Source organism: Caballeronia fortuita, assembly GCF_001544835.2.
GTDB lineage: Bacteria > Pseudomonadota > Gammaproteobacteria > Burkholderiales > Burkholderiaceae > Caballeronia > Caballeronia fortuita.
In genome coordinates, this window is record NZ_FCNX02000019.1 from 73,308 (window position 1) to 88,062 (window position 14,755).

Consider the following 14,755-nt stretch of genomic DNA (forward strand, 5'->3'; position numbering starts at 1 on the left):
GCTTAGCTTGCCTGTGTTATCGGATTGACGGGCGATGCATGTTCTTCGATGAGTTCCAGCGCGGCGGATACGACCTCGTTCACATCGACGCCGACGAGACACGCGTGATGACCTTCAGGGCACACGCTGCGATAGCACCAGCGGCACGACACGTCGTGGTACAGCACGCGATGCGACGTCTGCCACGGCATGTGCTGCGGATTCGTGAGCGCGTAAAGATCGACGACAGGCGTGTCCAGCGCCGATGCGAGATGCACAGGTCCGCTGTTGTTCGATATGAGCACGCTCGCATGGTCGATGAGCGCCGCGAGTTCGCCGAGTTCGAGCGCGCCGGAGAGATCGTGTGCGTACTGACTCGCACCGCACGCGATGCGGCACAAATGACTTTCGCTGCGCGATCCCGTTACGAGAATCGGCCATTGCAGCTGCGCGCCGAGATGCTCGACGACCTGCGCGAATCGTTCGACCGGATAGCGGCGCGACGCCGCGCTCGCGCCCGGATGCACGACGATGAACGGCGCGTTCACATCGATGTCGCGTGCAGCGAGCTTTTGCGCCAGCGAGTCGAGATCGGCGCGGCGCACCGAGAAACGCATACGCGTGTCGTCGGCTTTCGCGCCCACGCGCGCAACGAGCGCGAGCTGCCGTTCGACTTCATGCCGCGTGCCGTGCTGCGGTTCGGTCTCCTGCACCCAGTCGGTCAAGAGGCCGTACGGATTCTCGCGGCAATGCGCGAGGCGCAGCGGAATGCCCGCGAGATGGCAGAGCATCGCGGCGGGCAACGGGTTCTGGCTGTAGACGCTGAAGATCACGGCCGCATCGAAGTTCGATGCGGCGAGACGCGCACGCATCGCGAGATCGGCGAGTGCGTCGATGGGCGCATCCTGCTTGACCCACGGCGCGTCGTATTCGATGACATCGTCGATCGCATCGATGAAGGACGCCGCCGCTTTGCCCGCACCCGATGCGAGCAAGGTGAGATGCCGCCCCGGCTGCGCGGCGCGCAACGCATGCAGCGCGGGCGTCGTCATCAATACGTCGCCGAGATTGTCGAGACGGATGCAAAGAATGCGCTTTACATCCGCGCCCCATTCGCGCGCTGCGTTCGCCGCGCTCTTGCGCGCGTGCGCTTCGACGACGGGTGCGAGCATCGGCTTCATGCGGGACACTCCGCATTTACGACGGCGATCGCCGCTTCATACATGTCTTTAGCGACGATATCGGGTTCACGGCCTTCGCCCTTGACCCATTCGGTCTCGTTGCCGTTGTCGATCAGCACGCTGCGGCAGCCTGCGCGGTGTCCCGCTTCGACATCGTCGAGTATGTCGCCGATGAACCAGCTCTGCGCGAGATCGACATGATGTTCGCGCGCCGCGCGCAACAAGAGTCCGGGCGCGGGCTTGCGGCATTCGCACGCGCGCGCGTAGGCGGGCACGACACCGTTCGGATGATGCGGACACCAGTAGATGCCCGCGAATGTCGCGCCGGCCTCTTTCGCCAGTTCGCGTAAGCGTGCTTCGACGGCATCGAGTGCAGCAATATCGAACTTGCCGAGCGCAACGCCGCTTTGATTGCTGATGACGAAAAGCGGCAGTTCGAGCCATGCGAAGAGGCGCAACGCATCGAGCGCGCGGGGCGCGAGCCGCATCTGAAGCGGATCGACGTTCCACGGCACATCGTCGAGCAAGGTGCCGTCCTTGTCGATGAAAATGGCTGGGCGCAAGGGCGGCGTCATCGCGCGGCTCCGCCCATTGCCACACGCTGCGCGCTCTGTCCTTCGTCGCCGCTCACGCGCGCGTAGACCTGCGCGAGCGCCTGTGCGACGCTCGACCACGTGAACATCGCATTGGCGCGCGCGAGGCCCGCGGCGCCCATCCTGCCGGCAAGTGCGGAATCGCGCTTGAGCGTAGCGAGCGCGGCCGCGAGCGCCGACGGGTCTTTCGGCGGCACGAGCAAACCCGTCTCACCGTGCGCGACCGAGTAGCGGATGCCGCCGACATCCGCGCCGATGACGGGCCGGCCGCATGCCATCGCTTCGAGCGGCGTGATGCCGAAGGGCTCGTACCACGGCGTCGTGACGAATACATCCGCTGCGTTATAGAAGTGCTTCAGTTCGTTTCGTCCATGACGCCCGACGAAATGCACATGCTCTTCGATGCCGCATTCGCGCGCAACGCCGCGCAGTCTGCCGATCTCGGGCGTCGCTATCTCATTGGCTTCATCGGAATTGCCGCCCGCCACATAGAGCTCGGCGGTTTCGCCATGTTCGGCATGGCACAGGCCGAGCGCGCGCACGACGTTATCGACGCCCTTGCGCGGCACCATGCGCCCCAGTTGCAGCACGATGAAGCGGTCCTGCGGCCAGCCAAGCCGTTCGCGCGCCGCCGCTTTATCCAATGGATGAAACTCCGCGCGATCGAAACCGCACGGCACGAGATCGATGCGCGCGGGATCGGCATCGTAAAGATGAATCAGGTCGTTCTCGTCTTGCGGACATTCCGCGATCACCGAATCGGAACGTTTGACGAGTTCGTCTTCTATGTCGAAGCGCGTATCGGGAAAGCCATCCGATTCGCCCTGATGCAGACGCCGCACGCGGCCGAGCGCATGGAACGTCGTGACGAGCGGCACGCCGAGCGCGTCCTTGATACGCAGCCCGACGAGCCCCGACATGAAGAAGTTCGCATGCACGATGTCATACGGTTTCGCTTCCTGCTTCATGAAGCCGGTCATGAAGTCGGCGAACGCATCCATGTGCGGTAAAAGCTGTTCTTTCGGAAGCTGCACGGGTGGACCAGCCGGTACGTTTATCACGCGGATGTTTTCGAAGCGCGAGACGAGCGGTAACAAGGAACGATCGCAACGCGTGAATACGTCGACTTCGTGACCGAGGCGCACGAGTTGCCGCGCGACGTTCGCTACATAGATGTTCTGGCCGCCGCTATCGACGCCGCCTGCAATCGCCAACGGCGAAGCGTGTTCACTGATCAAAGCGATCTTCACGGAAGCCCCCTGTTATACGATCCCCAACGGCGGGTGCGCGGTGCGCAATCGCGTGGATCAGTCGCAAACGTTCAGCATTTGCTGTGCCACTCGTTGTGTGACTGGAGAGAAGTACGAAACGATTTGCGGTTCGTCGCGGTGCGCACCAAATTTCGTTTGGTTCGTTGCGCAACGCACGCGCTTTTACGTGGGACTTGTAGAACGGAAAGAGGGCGGTGCGGCTTCCTGCTGTGCACGGCGCGCATCGTCTTCGTGAACGATGCGGCGCATCTCGCGCACGCGCGCGGGCACGACACGGCGTTTGCTCGCCGCCCATGCGATGCCGCGCAAGAGCGCCAGAAGGTCGAGACGCAGCGCGCCCTCCCTGTTTGCGATGAGCAAGGCATCGCGGGTTGCGCGCAAGGCTTCGGCCAATGGCAGACGCATCCATGCGACCCACGCGGCGTTGCGCGCAAGGAGCCTGCGGCGTTGGGCGCTGTCGCGCAGCGGCGAAGGATGATGATGCAGAACAAGCTCATCCATATAGACGATCTCGTGTCCGGCGGCGAGCACATCGAGCGAAACGAGCGCTTCTTCCCCGCCGATGAAAAGCCTCGGCTCGTATCCGCCGATCTTCCTGAAGACGTTCGTGCGAAACACGCAAGCGCCCGCCATGAAACCGATGAGCGATGGGCCGGGCAGTCCGTCCATCGGCAAGGGGCTGTCGCGCATGCGCTCGCATGTGTCGTCGTCGGCGCCGTCTTCGCCTACGACGACGCGCGCGTTCAACACCGCGACACGCGGCGCTTTATCGAGGATCGCCACCGCACGCGAGAGCGATCCGGCGCCCCACCAGGTGTCGTCGTCGCAGAAGGCGACATAGTCGGTCGTAACGCGCGCAACGCCCAGATTGCGTCCGGCCGCGCCAAGATTGGACGGGGCGACGACCAGTTCGACTGATGGAAAGCGCGCCGCGATGCGATCGGCGGTGCCGTCGGTGGACGCATTATCGACCGCAACGATACGAATGCGATCCGGCAAGGCGGAAAGTCTTGCAAGCGTATCGACTACCTGATCGGCACGATTATAGGTAAGCACGACGACGGTGAGCCGCGCGCGGTCCGCGCCGGGAAACGTGTCGTCCTTATGCACGGCGGTCGCTGACTCGCAAGGTCCAGAAGCGTTCGGGCGCGAGTACATCGTCATAGCCGTTGGGTCCGAAGGCGCGAAGCTGGCTCGCATAACATTGCACCGCGCGCTGCTTCGCTTCGAAGCAATGCTGCAGCCTGGCAGAATCGGGCGGACCGGACGGATCGACGCGCGGCGTCGCTTCGATACCGCGCTGCGCGAGATCGACGAGCCGCATTTGTACGAGTCCGTTCATTCGCCTGTATAAACCGTCCTCGTACGCAATGCATGCCATCGGTGCGTCCGAAAGGCACGTGTCGCGCGCGGCGGCATGAACGAGCGCATGGTCGGAGTGGAAGAGGCCGAGTGGAATCAGCAGCGAATCGTGATCGTTTTCCCGCATCACCTCGCGAATCGCCGTGGCGATGTCGCTCGTATGGTCGGCATTGCCGTGCAGATATTGCGAGTCGAGGAAAGTAAGGTGCACCGCGCGCGCGTCGAGCATTTGCAGCGCGGCGATGTCTTCGGCGTGACGTGCGGGCATCGCCTCTTGCGCGTTATCGAAGCCGCATTGCCGGTCCCAATCGGTCGAAAGCGGCTCGCGCGGCGTGCCCGCGAATATCGTGCAGACGATTGCGCCCGGCGATGCGGCGAGCAGCGCGCCGCAACTGAATACGGCATCGTCGAGATGAGGGGAAATGACGAGCGGTCGGCGAACGGTCTGGGTCATGGTCGGCGCGTGGCAATGAGTACGTGCCAGGCGCAATGGACGTGCCTCGTCGTGACCGGATCCGCCGATCGTTTCAGGTTGGCGCTTTTAGAGCGCGGGCGGTACGTCGCGATATGTATCGTCGTCGCGATCGAAGCGTTGCCAGTACGGCGCACGGCCATAGTATTGATGGATCGAATCCGCCCATGAGCGGTCGGCCATCGACGGCCACGCGTCCTTGTCGAAGCCCGGCGCGTTCCTCACCTGTTCCGATGTCGCCGAAATACGGAAGCACTTGTTATCGGTATCCAGCGTCAACGCGCTCCACGGAATCGCGAGCAGTTTGTCGCCAATGCCGAGAAAGCCCCCGCTCGACAGCACCGCATACGCGACCCGTCCCGATGCTACATCGAGCATGATCTCCTTGATCTTGCCGACGTCGTCTCCGTCCGAACTGAGCACGTTGTTTCCGTCGAGCGTGCTTGCCGCCATGATGTCCGGTCCCGGACCTTCCGCCGTCGCAGCGCCCTTGCCGACGATATTCAACTGGCCTTTATCGACTGACATGATCTCTCTCCCTGATGAGCCGACTATGGAAATCGGCCATAGAGATCGCGCAAGGAACGTTCCGTCCTCGCCGTTATCGCGCGACCTACGATCCTCAGTCGATTGACGATGAGATGCTTCTCAATCAGTCGATATCGATTGCGAGTTTGCCATCGACGGCATGTACGTTGAAAGTCGCGACGCGCAGGCCGCTCGGTCCGGGCATGCAGCCGGTGCGCACATCGAAACGCAGGCCATGCGCGGGACAGCGCAGCATGCAGCCGTCGAGTTGCCCGCTCGCGAGCGATGCGCCGTTGTGAGGGCACGCATTGTCGATCGCGTGCAACGTGCCTTCGATATTGAAAAGCACGATGCTGCGGCCATCGACGAAAACGAGCTTGCGCTGTCCCGGCCGCAGGTCTTCGCTATCGCAGACGGTCATCATAGGATCGCGAGTTCATCGATCAATGTTCTTGCCATAGGCCATTCACCGAAGCCCGCAGCCGGATTGAGGTGGCCCACTTCGCCGAGATCGACGAGGCGGCTGCCCCAGTCGTGCGCCATCTGCGCGACGCGTTCGAAGCCCGCGAGCGGGTCGTTGCGGCTCGCGCCGACAATCGCCGGAAACGGCAGCGGCGTGCGCGGAACCGGATGCCAGCCGTTTTGCGCGAGCGTATCGAGCGACGGATAGCCTTCGGGCAGCGGCGTGTCGAGATCGGCGGGCGCGGCGAGAAGCGCCCCCTGAATCTTGCGATGATGCTGCCGCGCCCAGTGCACGGCGATCATCACGCCCGCACTGTGCGCGACGAGAATCACCGGACCGTCGATGCGCGCAAGGGCCGCATCGAGCGCGGCGACACGCGCGGCGCAACTGAGCTTGTCGTGTTCGAGCGGCGGCACGGATGCGGCTTTCGGAAGCTGCTGCTGCAGTAACGTTTGCCAGTGACTGGCGACATGGTCGCGCAGACCCGGCACGATGAGAATGGTCGGTGTCGTATCGGAAGTCATGAAAGTCCTTCGTGCGTACGATCGCGCTGCGTTACATGCCGCGCGCGGCCGCATCGCGCAGCGCGCACACGCGATCCAGATCGCCCGCGTAATGCCGCTTGCCGATGGCGAACACGATCGCGGCAGCGAGCGGCGCGAACGGTACGAGTTGCAACGCGCCCAGAAGACCGATCCTGTCGGCGACGATGCCCGTGAGGATCGCGGCGGGCGCGAGCCCGAGCAGGTTATTGGCGAGCGTGAGCGTGGCGAATGCGGACGCGTGAATCGACGGCGGCGTGAGATTGGCAACCATCGCGCCGGACGGCCCGGTCGCGCCCGCACTGAAAAACATGCCGGCGCCGATGAGCAAAAGTTGCACGATTCCCGCGGGCATCCGGAAGGCGAGCGCGAGCAGCACGAAGCACGCGAGACAGAACACGATCGCCGTGAGCCATTTCTTCTCACGCGCATTCTTGCTGATGCGGTCGGTCAGGTTGCCGCACACGACCATGCCGACGCCCGTCACCATCACGAACAACGCCGCGATCATCGCTGCCTTGGCCGGCGCCATGCCGTAATAGCGGTTGAGAAAGCTCGGCATCCACGCCCAGAGCGCGGCGGGCACGAGCAGATGAAAGCCGCTGCCGATATACGCGCATACGATGGATCGTGTCGAGAAAAGTCCTTTCATCAGCGCGCGGAATGTCATGCGCATGCCGAGGTTCGCGGCTTTGATGTCGTGGACAATCGCGGGCTGCAACGGCGCAAGCCGCTTCTCGGTGACCATGATCCGGTAGACGATCACGAGCACGAAGCCGAGCACGGCCATCGCGCCGAATGCCGAACGCCAGCCGAGATGCGCGGCGACCGCGCCGCCGATCGCCATGCCCATGACCGAGCCGAACGCGCCGCCCGCCATGAACGCGGCGGTGAGCGTCGAGCGCAGCCGCACCGGAAAGATGCTGAGCACGACTGCGATGCCGACGCTGCCATACGCCGCCTCGCCGATGCCGACGAACGCGCGCGCGAACAACATCTCGCCGTAGTTCGTCGAGATCGCGCAGCCGAGCGTCGCGAGACTCCACATCGCGGCCATGAGAATGATGCTTTTCACGCGGCCCCATCGGTCGGCGAGCACGGACAGCGGGAACGTCAGCACGCCGACCATCAGCGCGACCACGCTGCTGAGCGAACCGAGTTGCGTGTCGGAAAGGCCCCATGTCGCTTTGAGCATTGGGAACACGGCGTTCAATACCTGCCGCGACATATAGTCGGAGAGCAGCAGGCCGACCGTCAGCGCGAACACCACCCACGCATAGGCGCGCACGTCTGTCTGTGTCTCTACGCCCGCATCGGCGGCGGGCTCGGCGTGTTGCATCAACATGAATCGTCTCCTTCATGAATTCGTCGGGCGGCTTGTTCTTGCCTGCCATGCGCAAGAAGCGCCGCCTTTTATATGTATCGTTCGGCGGCGCGGTCAGGCCGCGCGCAACGGCAGATTCCGCACGCCCGTCGCGCGATTCGGCGACATGCCATTGGCGGCGAGCGTTTCGTCGACGGTTTCGTACTGCACGCCGATGCGATAGATCTCGCGCGCTTCCTTGCCGCTCGCGATTTCGCGTCCCAGTTCGCGCGCGACGCGCACGCACTGCTCGATCTGCTGTACCGACGTGAAGCGGTTGCCGTGCTGATCGATGATCGTGTCCTCGATGCCGCAACGCGGATGCAGACCCATCGACATCGCCATCATGTTGAAGGGCAGCACGTTCTTCAAGAGCGATTCGGCCGTGAGCGTGCAGCCGTCCGGCGCGCGATGAACGAAGTTGAAGAAGTTGAACGGATTCGGGCCGTCGAAGCCACCGCCGATGCCGATCCACGTCAGGTTCAGCGCTCCCTTGTACACGCCCTTGCGCACGAGACGCTCGAGCGTTTCGAGCGCGTGAATGCCGGTCAACTGGAAGTGCGGCTGAATGCCGGCTGCCTGCAGGCGGCGCAGATGTTCTTCGACCCACGCGGGACCGGCGGGCACCGTCATCTCGCTGTAGGCGGCCATGAACGCGGGGTTCGAAAGCGAAGTGCCCGCGAGATACTCGGGATACAGCAACTCCATGATGTTCATCTGCGTCGTGTTGATCGCGACGGTCACCTGGTCGGGCTTCGGTTCGAGATCGGCGAGCATGTGGCGCGTGTCGTCGGAGAGCCACTTCGCGGCCTGACCGTCGTTTTCCGGCGCGAAGGAGATCGAGCCGCCGACCTGGATGATCATGTCGGGCACGGCCGCGCGCACGCCCGCAATCAGTTCGTTGAACTTCGACAGGCGCTTGCTGCCCTTGCCGTCGAGTTCGCGCACGTGCAGATGCAGGACCGTCGCGCCCGCGTTGTAGCAATCGACGGCTTTCTGGACCTGCTGTTCCATCGTCACCGGAATGTCTTCGGGGAAGTCTTCCGGCATCCACTCCGGCCCGTAGGGCGCAACGGTGATAACGACCTTGTCCTGGTTCTCGGGGTGCAGCGAATCGTCGAGGAATTGCATGTTGGCTCCGTTGAGGATCGTGGTGAGAGGGCGGATTCGATGACCGATGGTTTGCCCCCGTTCCTTCGTATGCTATTGCGCGCCCGCAGCGCGCGCCCCTCTCCCGGTGAGAGGGGCGGCACGATGAAACGTCAGATGAATCGGCCTTAGCACGCTTCTACGCGTATTCCCTGTCCCTCCCGCCGCGAGAGGGGATGGTTCCGGCACCTTTATGTAGTCTTGCATCGGTGATGCGCGTCGTCAGCCCGTTCGAGCGATGCGCCTTGCGCTTCGCAAGACACGTCCCGGATCGAACGCAGGAATCCACTCAAGACAATACGGATAGCTAATGAAATCGAAAGTAACCAGCGTTGCGGCACTGATAGGATTGTCGTCGGCGGCCGCGCATGCTCAATCGGCGGTGACGCTGTACGGGGTCGTCGATTCAGGATTGTTGTATCAGAGCACGGCGGCGGCATCGTTTGCACCGAATGCGCCGAATCTCGGCAAGGTGTATCGCTTCAAGGACGGCGGCATCTATTCGAGCGGATGGGGCATCAAGGGCACCGAGGATATCGGCGGCGGCTATCACATCAACTTCAAGCTGCAAAGCTCGTTCGATAGCGGCACGGGCAGGTCCGGCCTCAGCGACACGCCCGGCGTGACCGCGCAGTTCAACCAGTACGCGACGGTCGGCGTCTCGGGCCCGTTCGGCAAGCTCGACGCGGGCCGCCAGATCGTCCCGATGATCTGGGCGATGTACGACACCGACGTGCGCGGCGCGCAGTACTTCGGCAGCATTCTGACCGCCTGGCTCGGCGTGAATCAGGCGGCGGGCTGGCCCGGCACGAGCACGAACGGCGCGATCGGCGCGCTGTACGACAGCAATGCGCTCGTGTACGAATCGCCCAAGTTCTACGGCGCGTCGTTCGCGCTCGAATATGCGCCGGGCGGCGTGCCGGGGCATTTTCAGGGCGGCACGCGCGAATCGGCCGTCGTCAAGTATTCGAACTACGGCCTGAATCTCGCCGTCGCGTACTACAACGGACACGACGCGAATCCGTTTCCCGCGACCTATCCCGCCACGCCCGCGATTGCATCGACAGGTCAAGCGAACAACCGATTTTTCTACGCGGGCGCCCAATATACGTTTTACGGTTTCTCCGTGTCCGGCTCATACGGACATGGCAAGAACCCGGCGAACAGCAGCCGTGCCGATATCGATATGTATTCGGCTGGTCTCGGTTATCGATTCACGCCCGCTTTGAAGGTGACCTCGGGCTTCTACTACCTGAAGGACAACAACAATTCGCACAATCATTCGGCCGAGTTCGCGCTGGGCGCCGAATACAGCTTGTCCAAGCGCACGCTGGCGTATGCGCAGGTCGGTCATGTCGAAAACAACGGCACGATGAACCAGACCATCGTGTATGGACAGCCCGTCGCGCCGGGCACGTCGACCACGGCCGCGATGATCGGCGTGCGGCATAACTTCTGACGAGGCTCAACGGAGAAGCCAATGAAAACAGCGAACACATTCAAGCTCGCGTGCGCGGCGCTGATCGTCGCCCTCGTATCCGCGAACGCCTGCTCGCAAACGGCCGCGTCCGCCGCGCAGAGTCCGACGAACGACGCGAAGCAATCGAACGAAGCGAAGCAATCGAATCGCGCGGTGCGCCGCGCCGTTTATGCCGCGTTCGCGAAGGACAAAGCGATCGATGCGGGCAGCATCGGCGTGAGCGCGAAGAACGGCGTCGTGACGCTGACTGGCACCGTGGGCGATGCCGCGCAGATCGACAAGGCCGGCGCGCTGGCCAAGAGCGTTCCCGGCGTCGTGTCGGTGCGCAACAAGCTGACCGTGCGCCGCGCCTTCAATCAATAAGCGCAATCATCCGGCGACCAGGCGCCGGGACAGGAGATCGAAATGCAGGATGCAGTTCTCGCAGCAACGCAGCCGGCGTATGCCTATCCGCTTCTCGTGAAGCATCTGTTGCACACGCCCTTCACGCAGTCGCTCGATCAGGAGATCGTCTATCGGGGCGACGTGCGCATGACTTATCGCACGCTGCGCGAACGCATCGCGCGTCTCGCCGATGGCCTCGCGAAGCTCGGCGTGTGTCACGGCACGACCGTCGCGATGATGGACTGGGACAGCCATCGGTATCTCGAGTCCTACTTCGCCGTGCCGATGATGGGCGCAGTGCTGCAAACCGTGAACGTGCGGCTGTCGCACGACGAGATTCTCTATACGCTCAATCATGCGGGCGCGGAAGTGCTCGTCGTGCATACCGATTTCGTGCCGGTGATCGAAGCGCTGAAAGACCGGCTCGAATCCGTGCGGACTTTTATCTGGATCGACGAGCAAGGCAGCATCGCGCCTTCGCACACGATTCCCTTTGCCGTCGAATACGAGCAAATGCTCGGATCGAGCGACACGAGGTTCGTCTTCCCCGACTTCGACGAGAACACGCGCGCCACCACGTTCTATACGACCGGCACGACAGGCTTGCCCAAGGGCGTGTCCTTCTCGCATCGTCAGCTCGTACTGCATACGATCACCGGCATGGCCGCATTCGCGAGTCCGGCTTCCGGCCAGCGCTTTCATCGCGGCGATGTCTACATGCCGATCACGCCGATGTTCCATGTGCACGCGTGGGGCATGCCTTTCATCGCGACGGTGCTCGGCGTGAAGCAGGTCTATCCGGGCCGCTATGCGCCGGACCGGCTCGCCGCGCTCATTCGCGATGAAGGCGTCACATTCTCGCACTGCGTGAGCACGATCCTGCACATGCTGCTCGCCTGTCCCGATGCGGCGGGCATCGACTTCTCGAAGTGGAAGGTCGTGATCGGCGGCGGCGCGCTGCCGCACGGTCTCGCGCGTGCGGCGCTCGAACGCGGCATCGACGTGTTCGCGGGCTACGGCATGTCGGAGACGTGCCCGCTGCTGAGCCTCGCGCAAGTGGGCCCGCAGTCGATGCCGGCTGACCTCGACGATGAAGTGCGCCTGCGCTGCAAGACCGGGCGGCCCTTGCCGCTCGTCGATCTGCGTATCGTCGATGAAGAGATGCAGGACGTTGCCCGCGATGGCAGCGCGAGCGGCGAGGTCGTCGTGCGCGCGCCGTGGCTCACGCAGGGCTATGTGAAAAATCCCGCCGCGTCCGAAGAACTGTGGTCGGGCGGCTATCTGCATACGCAGGACATCGCGAGCATCGATACGCAAGGCTATCTGCAGATCACCGACCGCATCAAGGACGTCATCAAGTCGGGCGGCGAATGGGTGTCGTCGCTCGAGATCGAAAGCCTGATCTCGCAACATCATGCGGTGTCAGAGGTTGCGGTCATCGGCGTGAAAGACGAGAAGTGGGGCGAGCGTCCCGTTGCGCTCGTCGTGCTGAAAGCCGGCTGCAACGCGACCGTTTCGGAAGACGATATCAGCAGGCACGTGCTCGATTACAGCGAAACCGGGCGCATCTCGAAGTATGCGGTGCCGCGTGTCGTAAGGTTCGTCGACGAACTGGACAAGACGAGCGTCGGCAAGCTGAACAAAAAGCGCCTGCGCGAGCGCTTCGGCGGGTAAGAGCACAGTGGAAAAAAATCGGCAATCCGCTCCAGTTTGATGCGCGCATTGCCGATAAGCAGCGATCCGCGCCGAAACGCGCTCACTGCGTCCATCGCTAATTCGCTCCATGAAGCTCAGCCTGAAGATTCCTCTCGCATTCGCCGCCGCGCTCGTTCTCATGTTCGCCGGCGCGCTCTACGGCATATTCGCGCTCAACGGTTCCATCGACGCTTACCGCAACGAAGTCGCGTCGAACGTCGCCAGCGAGCGCATGGTTTCGGAGATGCTCGTCACGTTCAAGCTCCAGGTCCAGGAGTGGAAAGACACGCTGTTGCGCGGCAAGGACCCCGCGAAGCTGCAGAAGTACTGGAGTGCATTCGAGACCCGCGAACGCGCGGTCAGCAAATTCGCCGACGATCTGAAGCGCACGCTTCCCGCAGGCGAGAGTCGCGATCTGATCGAACGATTCGCCGCCGCGCACAGTGCGATGGGCGCGGGTTACCGGCGCGGTTTCGAGGCGTTCAAGGCCGCGAATTTCGAGCCGTCCGCGGGCGATGACGCCGTCGCGGGCGTCGATCGCGAGCCGGCCGCGTTGCTCGAACAGGCCGCGAAGAAAATCGCCGCCGATAGCGCGCTCGTCGCCGCACGCGCCGATAGCGACGCGCGCCGCGCATCGTTCGCGAGCATCGCGCTGATGCTCGCCGTGCTGACGCTCGCGCTCGTCGGCGGCTATCTGTTCAGCCGCACGGTGTCGCGTCCGCTGGCGCGCGCGCTGGGTTGCGCGCAGGCCGTCGCGACCGGCGACCTGTCGCTCGATTTCGATACGCGCGGCAAGGACGAAATCGCCGAACTGCTCGCCGCGCTGAAGCAGATGCAGACGAGTCTTGCGCGCGTCGTCGGTCAGGTGCGGCACAACGCAGAAGGCGTCGCGACCGCGAGCGCGCAGATTGCGTCGGGCAATCACGATCTGTCGTCGCGTACGGAGGAGCAGGCCGCATCGCTGCAGGAAACGGCGGCGAGCATGGAGCAGCTCACGGCCACCGTGCGGCAGAACGCGGATCACGCGTCTGCCGCGTCGTCGCTGACGCAGAGCGCGTGGCAGACCGCGACGTCCGGCGGCGCGATGATGGACAAGGTCATCGAAACGATGCACGGCATTTCGGAGAGCTCGAACAAGGTGAGCGAGATCATCGCGGTCATCGATGCCATCGCGTTTCAGACGAACATTCTCGCGCTGAACGCGGCGGTCGAGGCCGCGCGCGCCGGCGAGGAAGGGCGCGGCTTCGCGGTCGTCGCGGCGGAAGTGCGCTCGCTCGCGCAACGCAGCGCATCGGCGGCCAAGGAGATCAAGACGCTCATCGAACAATCGACGGGACGTGTCGAATCCGGCGCGGCGCTCGTGCGCGATGCAGGCGCGATCATCGCCGATATAGTCGGTTCCGTGCAGCGCGTGACGGGCGTCGTGAGCGACATCTCGGCGGCGTCGGAAGAGCAGCGCGGCGGCATCGAGCAGGTCAATCTCGCCGTGACGCAGATGGACGAAGTCACGCAGCAGAACGCCGCGCTCGTCGAGCAGGCGTCGGCGGCGGCGCATGCGCTCGCGGAACAGGCCGCGTCGCTGCGTGACGTAGTGTCCGTGTTCAGGCTGCGCGAGGACGCACATATACACGCATCCGCACCGGTGCTCGCGTGATTCGCGTAGTGCGGGATCGGAACGACATCGACACCGCGTCGGTCACGGTCTACAACCTGCGCACCACGAAGCCGGAACAGTAAGCGATCTCCGGCGCGGTTACAGACTCTGATCGCGCTCAGATCGGTTGACCCATCCGGTCGACGACGAGCTGCCCGCACGCCGCGATCGTGCCCGCGACGACCGGCACCATATGCGGGGGCACGCTCCATTCGGCGGCGGTCGTATCGTTCGCGAGTTGCTCGGCGAAGACGTGAAAGACTTCGGAACACGCAAGCTCCGAATCGGATTCGCCGATGCCGCGCTCCCGGCACAGGCAGGCGAAATGCAGCACGCAGCGACTGAGCGCCGCGCTCGTCAGTTGCGCCCACGCGCAATTCTCGCGGCCCGAAAGACTGCGCTGCATGTCGTTCACGGTGGTCCACAGCACGCCTGCAAGCCGGCTGGGGATGCCGAGATAAATGTAACCCGTACTTCCGCTCTCCATGACTCGCTCCTCGGCTCGACGTTCACACAGGGCGAACGGGGCGGCTGCAATCGTCATGCCATAACGCAATTTCGCGCGTGGAATTATTCGCGCGAGAGCCGGAGCGCCGCGCGGTGCGGGCGAAACGCTGACAATCACGCATCTAAAATTCA

At 63.5% G+C, this 14,755-nt stretch carries 15 protein-coding genes; 4 read left to right on the forward strand and 11 right to left on the reverse strand.

The annotated features are described in order from the left end of the window. Window positions 1-2: 2 nt before the first annotated feature. The 10 genes from AWB77_RS29245 to AWB77_RS29290 all read right to left on the reverse strand — a co-directional run bounded on the left by AWB77_RS29245 (window position 3) and on the right by AWB77_RS29290 (window position 8,885). Window positions 3-1,160, reverse strand: coding sequence for a glycosyltransferase family 9 protein (locus tag AWB77_RS29245; RefSeq protein ID WP_061137969.1), 1,158 nt, complete (start codon window positions 1,158-1,160; stop codon window positions 3-5). Then, complete coding sequence (locus tag AWB77_RS29250) at window positions 1,157-1,735, reverse strand: D-glycero-alpha-D-manno-heptose-1,7-bisphosphate 7-phosphatase (protein ID WP_061137970.1); 579 nt, start codon at window positions 1,733-1,735, stop codon at window positions 1,157-1,159. The genes AWB77_RS29245 and AWB77_RS29250 overlap by 4 nt, the downstream gene beginning before the upstream one ends. Continuing rightward, window positions 1,732-3,003 carry a glycosyltransferase family 4 protein gene (locus tag AWB77_RS29255; RefSeq protein WP_061137971.1) on the reverse strand — a complete coding sequence of 424 codons (1,272 nt, stop codon included), beginning with the start codon at window positions 3,001-3,003 and terminating at the stop codon, window positions 1,732-1,734. The genes AWB77_RS29250 and AWB77_RS29255 overlap by 4 nt, the downstream gene beginning before the upstream one ends. Before the next feature lie 183 nt (window positions 3,004-3,186). Next, complete coding sequence (locus AWB77_RS29260) at window positions 3,187-4,134, reverse strand: glycosyltransferase family 2 protein (protein WP_061137972.1); 948 nt, start codon at window positions 4,132-4,134, stop codon at window positions 3,187-3,189. Beyond that, on the reverse strand, window positions 4,127-4,840 hold the full coding sequence (locus AWB77_RS29265; protein ID WP_061137973.1) for a PIG-L deacetylase family protein: 714 nt from the start codon (window positions 4,838-4,840) through the stop codon (window positions 4,127-4,129). The genes AWB77_RS29260 and AWB77_RS29265 overlap by 8 nt, the downstream gene beginning before the upstream one ends. A gap of 87 nt (window positions 4,841-4,927) precedes the next feature. Beyond that, entirely contained in the window at window positions 4,928-5,386 is a 459-nt protein-coding gene (locus AWB77_RS29270) for a PRC-barrel domain-containing protein (protein WP_061137974.1), read from the reverse strand. 124 nt (window positions 5,387-5,510) lie between these two features. Next, window positions 5,511-5,810: a Rieske (2Fe-2S) protein gene (locus tag AWB77_RS29275; protein ID WP_061137975.1), complete on the reverse strand. Its 300-nt coding sequence runs from the start codon at window positions 5,808-5,810 to the stop codon at window positions 5,511-5,513. Further along, complete coding sequence (locus tag AWB77_RS29280) at window positions 5,807-6,373, reverse strand: RBBP9/YdeN family alpha/beta hydrolase (RefSeq protein ID WP_061137976.1); 567 nt, start codon at window positions 6,371-6,373, stop codon at window positions 5,807-5,809. Before AWB77_RS29280 ends, AWB77_RS29275 begins: the two co-directional genes overlap by 4 nt. Window positions 6,374-6,404: 31 nt before the next feature. Further along, a complete protein-coding gene (locus AWB77_RS29285; RefSeq protein ID WP_061137977.1) occupies window positions 6,405-7,736 on the reverse strand; it encodes an MFS transporter in 1,332 nt (443 codons plus the stop codon). A gap of 93 nt (window positions 7,737-7,829) precedes the next feature. Further along, window positions 7,830-8,885, reverse strand: coding sequence for a beta-keto acid cleavage family enzyme (locus tag AWB77_RS29290; RefSeq protein WP_061137978.1), 1,056 nt, complete (start codon window positions 8,883-8,885; stop codon window positions 7,830-7,832). Window positions 8,886-9,213: 328 nt separating this feature from the next. On the opposite strand from AWB77_RS29290, the gene AWB77_RS29295 reads away from it, so the two are divergent. The 4 genes from AWB77_RS29295 to AWB77_RS29310 all read left to right on the forward strand — a co-directional run bounded on the left by AWB77_RS29295 (window position 9,214) and on the right by AWB77_RS29310 (window position 14,116). Further along, complete coding sequence (locus AWB77_RS29295; RefSeq protein WP_061137979.1) at window positions 9,214-10,362, forward strand: porin; 1,149 nt, start codon at window positions 9,214-9,216, stop codon at window positions 10,360-10,362. A 21-nt stretch (window positions 10,363-10,383) separates the two neighbouring features. Beyond that, window positions 10,384-10,746: a BON domain-containing protein gene (locus tag AWB77_RS29300; protein WP_061137980.1), complete on the forward strand. Its 363-nt coding sequence runs from the start codon at window positions 10,384-10,386 to the stop codon at window positions 10,744-10,746. A gap of 42 nt (window positions 10,747-10,788) precedes the next feature. Beyond that, window positions 10,789-12,441, forward strand: a complete 1,653-nt coding sequence (locus AWB77_RS29305) for a fatty acid--CoA ligase (RefSeq protein WP_061137981.1) — start codon at window positions 10,789-10,791, stop codon at window positions 12,439-12,441. Window positions 12,442-12,550: 109 nt separating this feature from the next. Then, window positions 12,551-14,116, forward strand: coding sequence for a methyl-accepting chemotaxis protein (locus AWB77_RS29310; RefSeq protein WP_061137982.1), 1,566 nt, complete (start codon window positions 12,551-12,553; stop codon window positions 14,114-14,116). Window positions 14,117-14,234: 118 nt separating this feature from the next. On the opposite strand, the gene AWB77_RS29315 is transcribed toward AWB77_RS29310, so the two are convergent. Beyond that, on the reverse strand, window positions 14,235-14,603 hold the full coding sequence (locus AWB77_RS29315) for a hypothetical protein (protein WP_061137983.1): 369 nt from the start codon (window positions 14,601-14,603) through the stop codon (window positions 14,235-14,237). Window positions 14,604-14,755 lie beyond the last annotated feature (152 nt).

What these genes read in the sequence shown, in the direction of transcription:
- AWB77_RS29245 (WP_061137969.1), bottom strand. Translation starts at nt 1,160, where the DNA reads ATGAAGCCGATGCTCGCACCCGTCGTCGAAGCGCACGCGCGCAAGAGC.
- AWB77_RS29250 (WP_061137970.1), bottom strand. Translation starts at nt 1,735, where the DNA reads ATGACGCCGCCCTTGCGCCCAGCCATTTTCATCGACAAGGACGGCACC.
- AWB77_RS29265 (WP_061137973.1), bottom strand. Translation starts at nt 4,840, where the DNA reads ATGACCCAGACCGTTCGCCGACCGCTCGTCATTTCCCCTCATCTCGAC.
- AWB77_RS29270 (WP_061137974.1), bottom strand. Translation starts at nt 5,386, where the DNA reads ATGTCAGTCGATAAAGGCCAGTTGAATATCGTCGGCAAGGGCGCTGCG.
- AWB77_RS29275 (WP_061137975.1), bottom strand. Translation starts at nt 5,810, where the DNA reads ATGATGACCGTCTGCGATAGCGAAGACCTGCGGCCGGGACAGCGCAAG.
- AWB77_RS29280 (WP_061137976.1), bottom strand. Translation starts at nt 6,373, where the DNA reads ATGACTTCCGATACGACACCGACCATTCTCATCGTGCCGGGTCTGCGC.
- AWB77_RS29285 (WP_061137977.1), bottom strand. Translation starts at nt 7,736, where the DNA reads ATGTTGATGCAACACGCCGAGCCCGCCGCCGATGCGGGCGTAGAGACA.
- AWB77_RS29290 (WP_061137978.1), bottom strand. Translation starts at nt 8,885, where the DNA reads ATGCAATTCCTCGACGATTCGCTGCACCCCGAGAACCAGGACAAGGTC.
- AWB77_RS29295 (WP_061137979.1), top strand. Translation starts at nt 9,214, where the DNA reads ATGAAATCGAAAGTAACCAGCGTTGCGGCACTGATAGGATTGTCGTCG.
- AWB77_RS29300 (WP_061137980.1), top strand. Translation starts at nt 10,384, where the DNA reads ATGAAAACAGCGAACACATTCAAGCTCGCGTGCGCGGCGCTGATCGTC.
- AWB77_RS29305 (WP_061137981.1), top strand. Translation starts at nt 10,789, where the DNA reads ATGCAGGATGCAGTTCTCGCAGCAACGCAGCCGGCGTATGCCTATCCG.
- AWB77_RS29310 (WP_061137982.1), top strand. Translation starts at nt 12,551, where the DNA reads ATGAAGCTCAGCCTGAAGATTCCTCTCGCATTCGCCGCCGCGCTCGTT.
- AWB77_RS29315 (WP_061137983.1), bottom strand. Translation starts at nt 14,603, where the DNA reads ATGGAGAGCGGAAGTACGGGTTACATTTATCTCGGCATCCCCAGCCGG.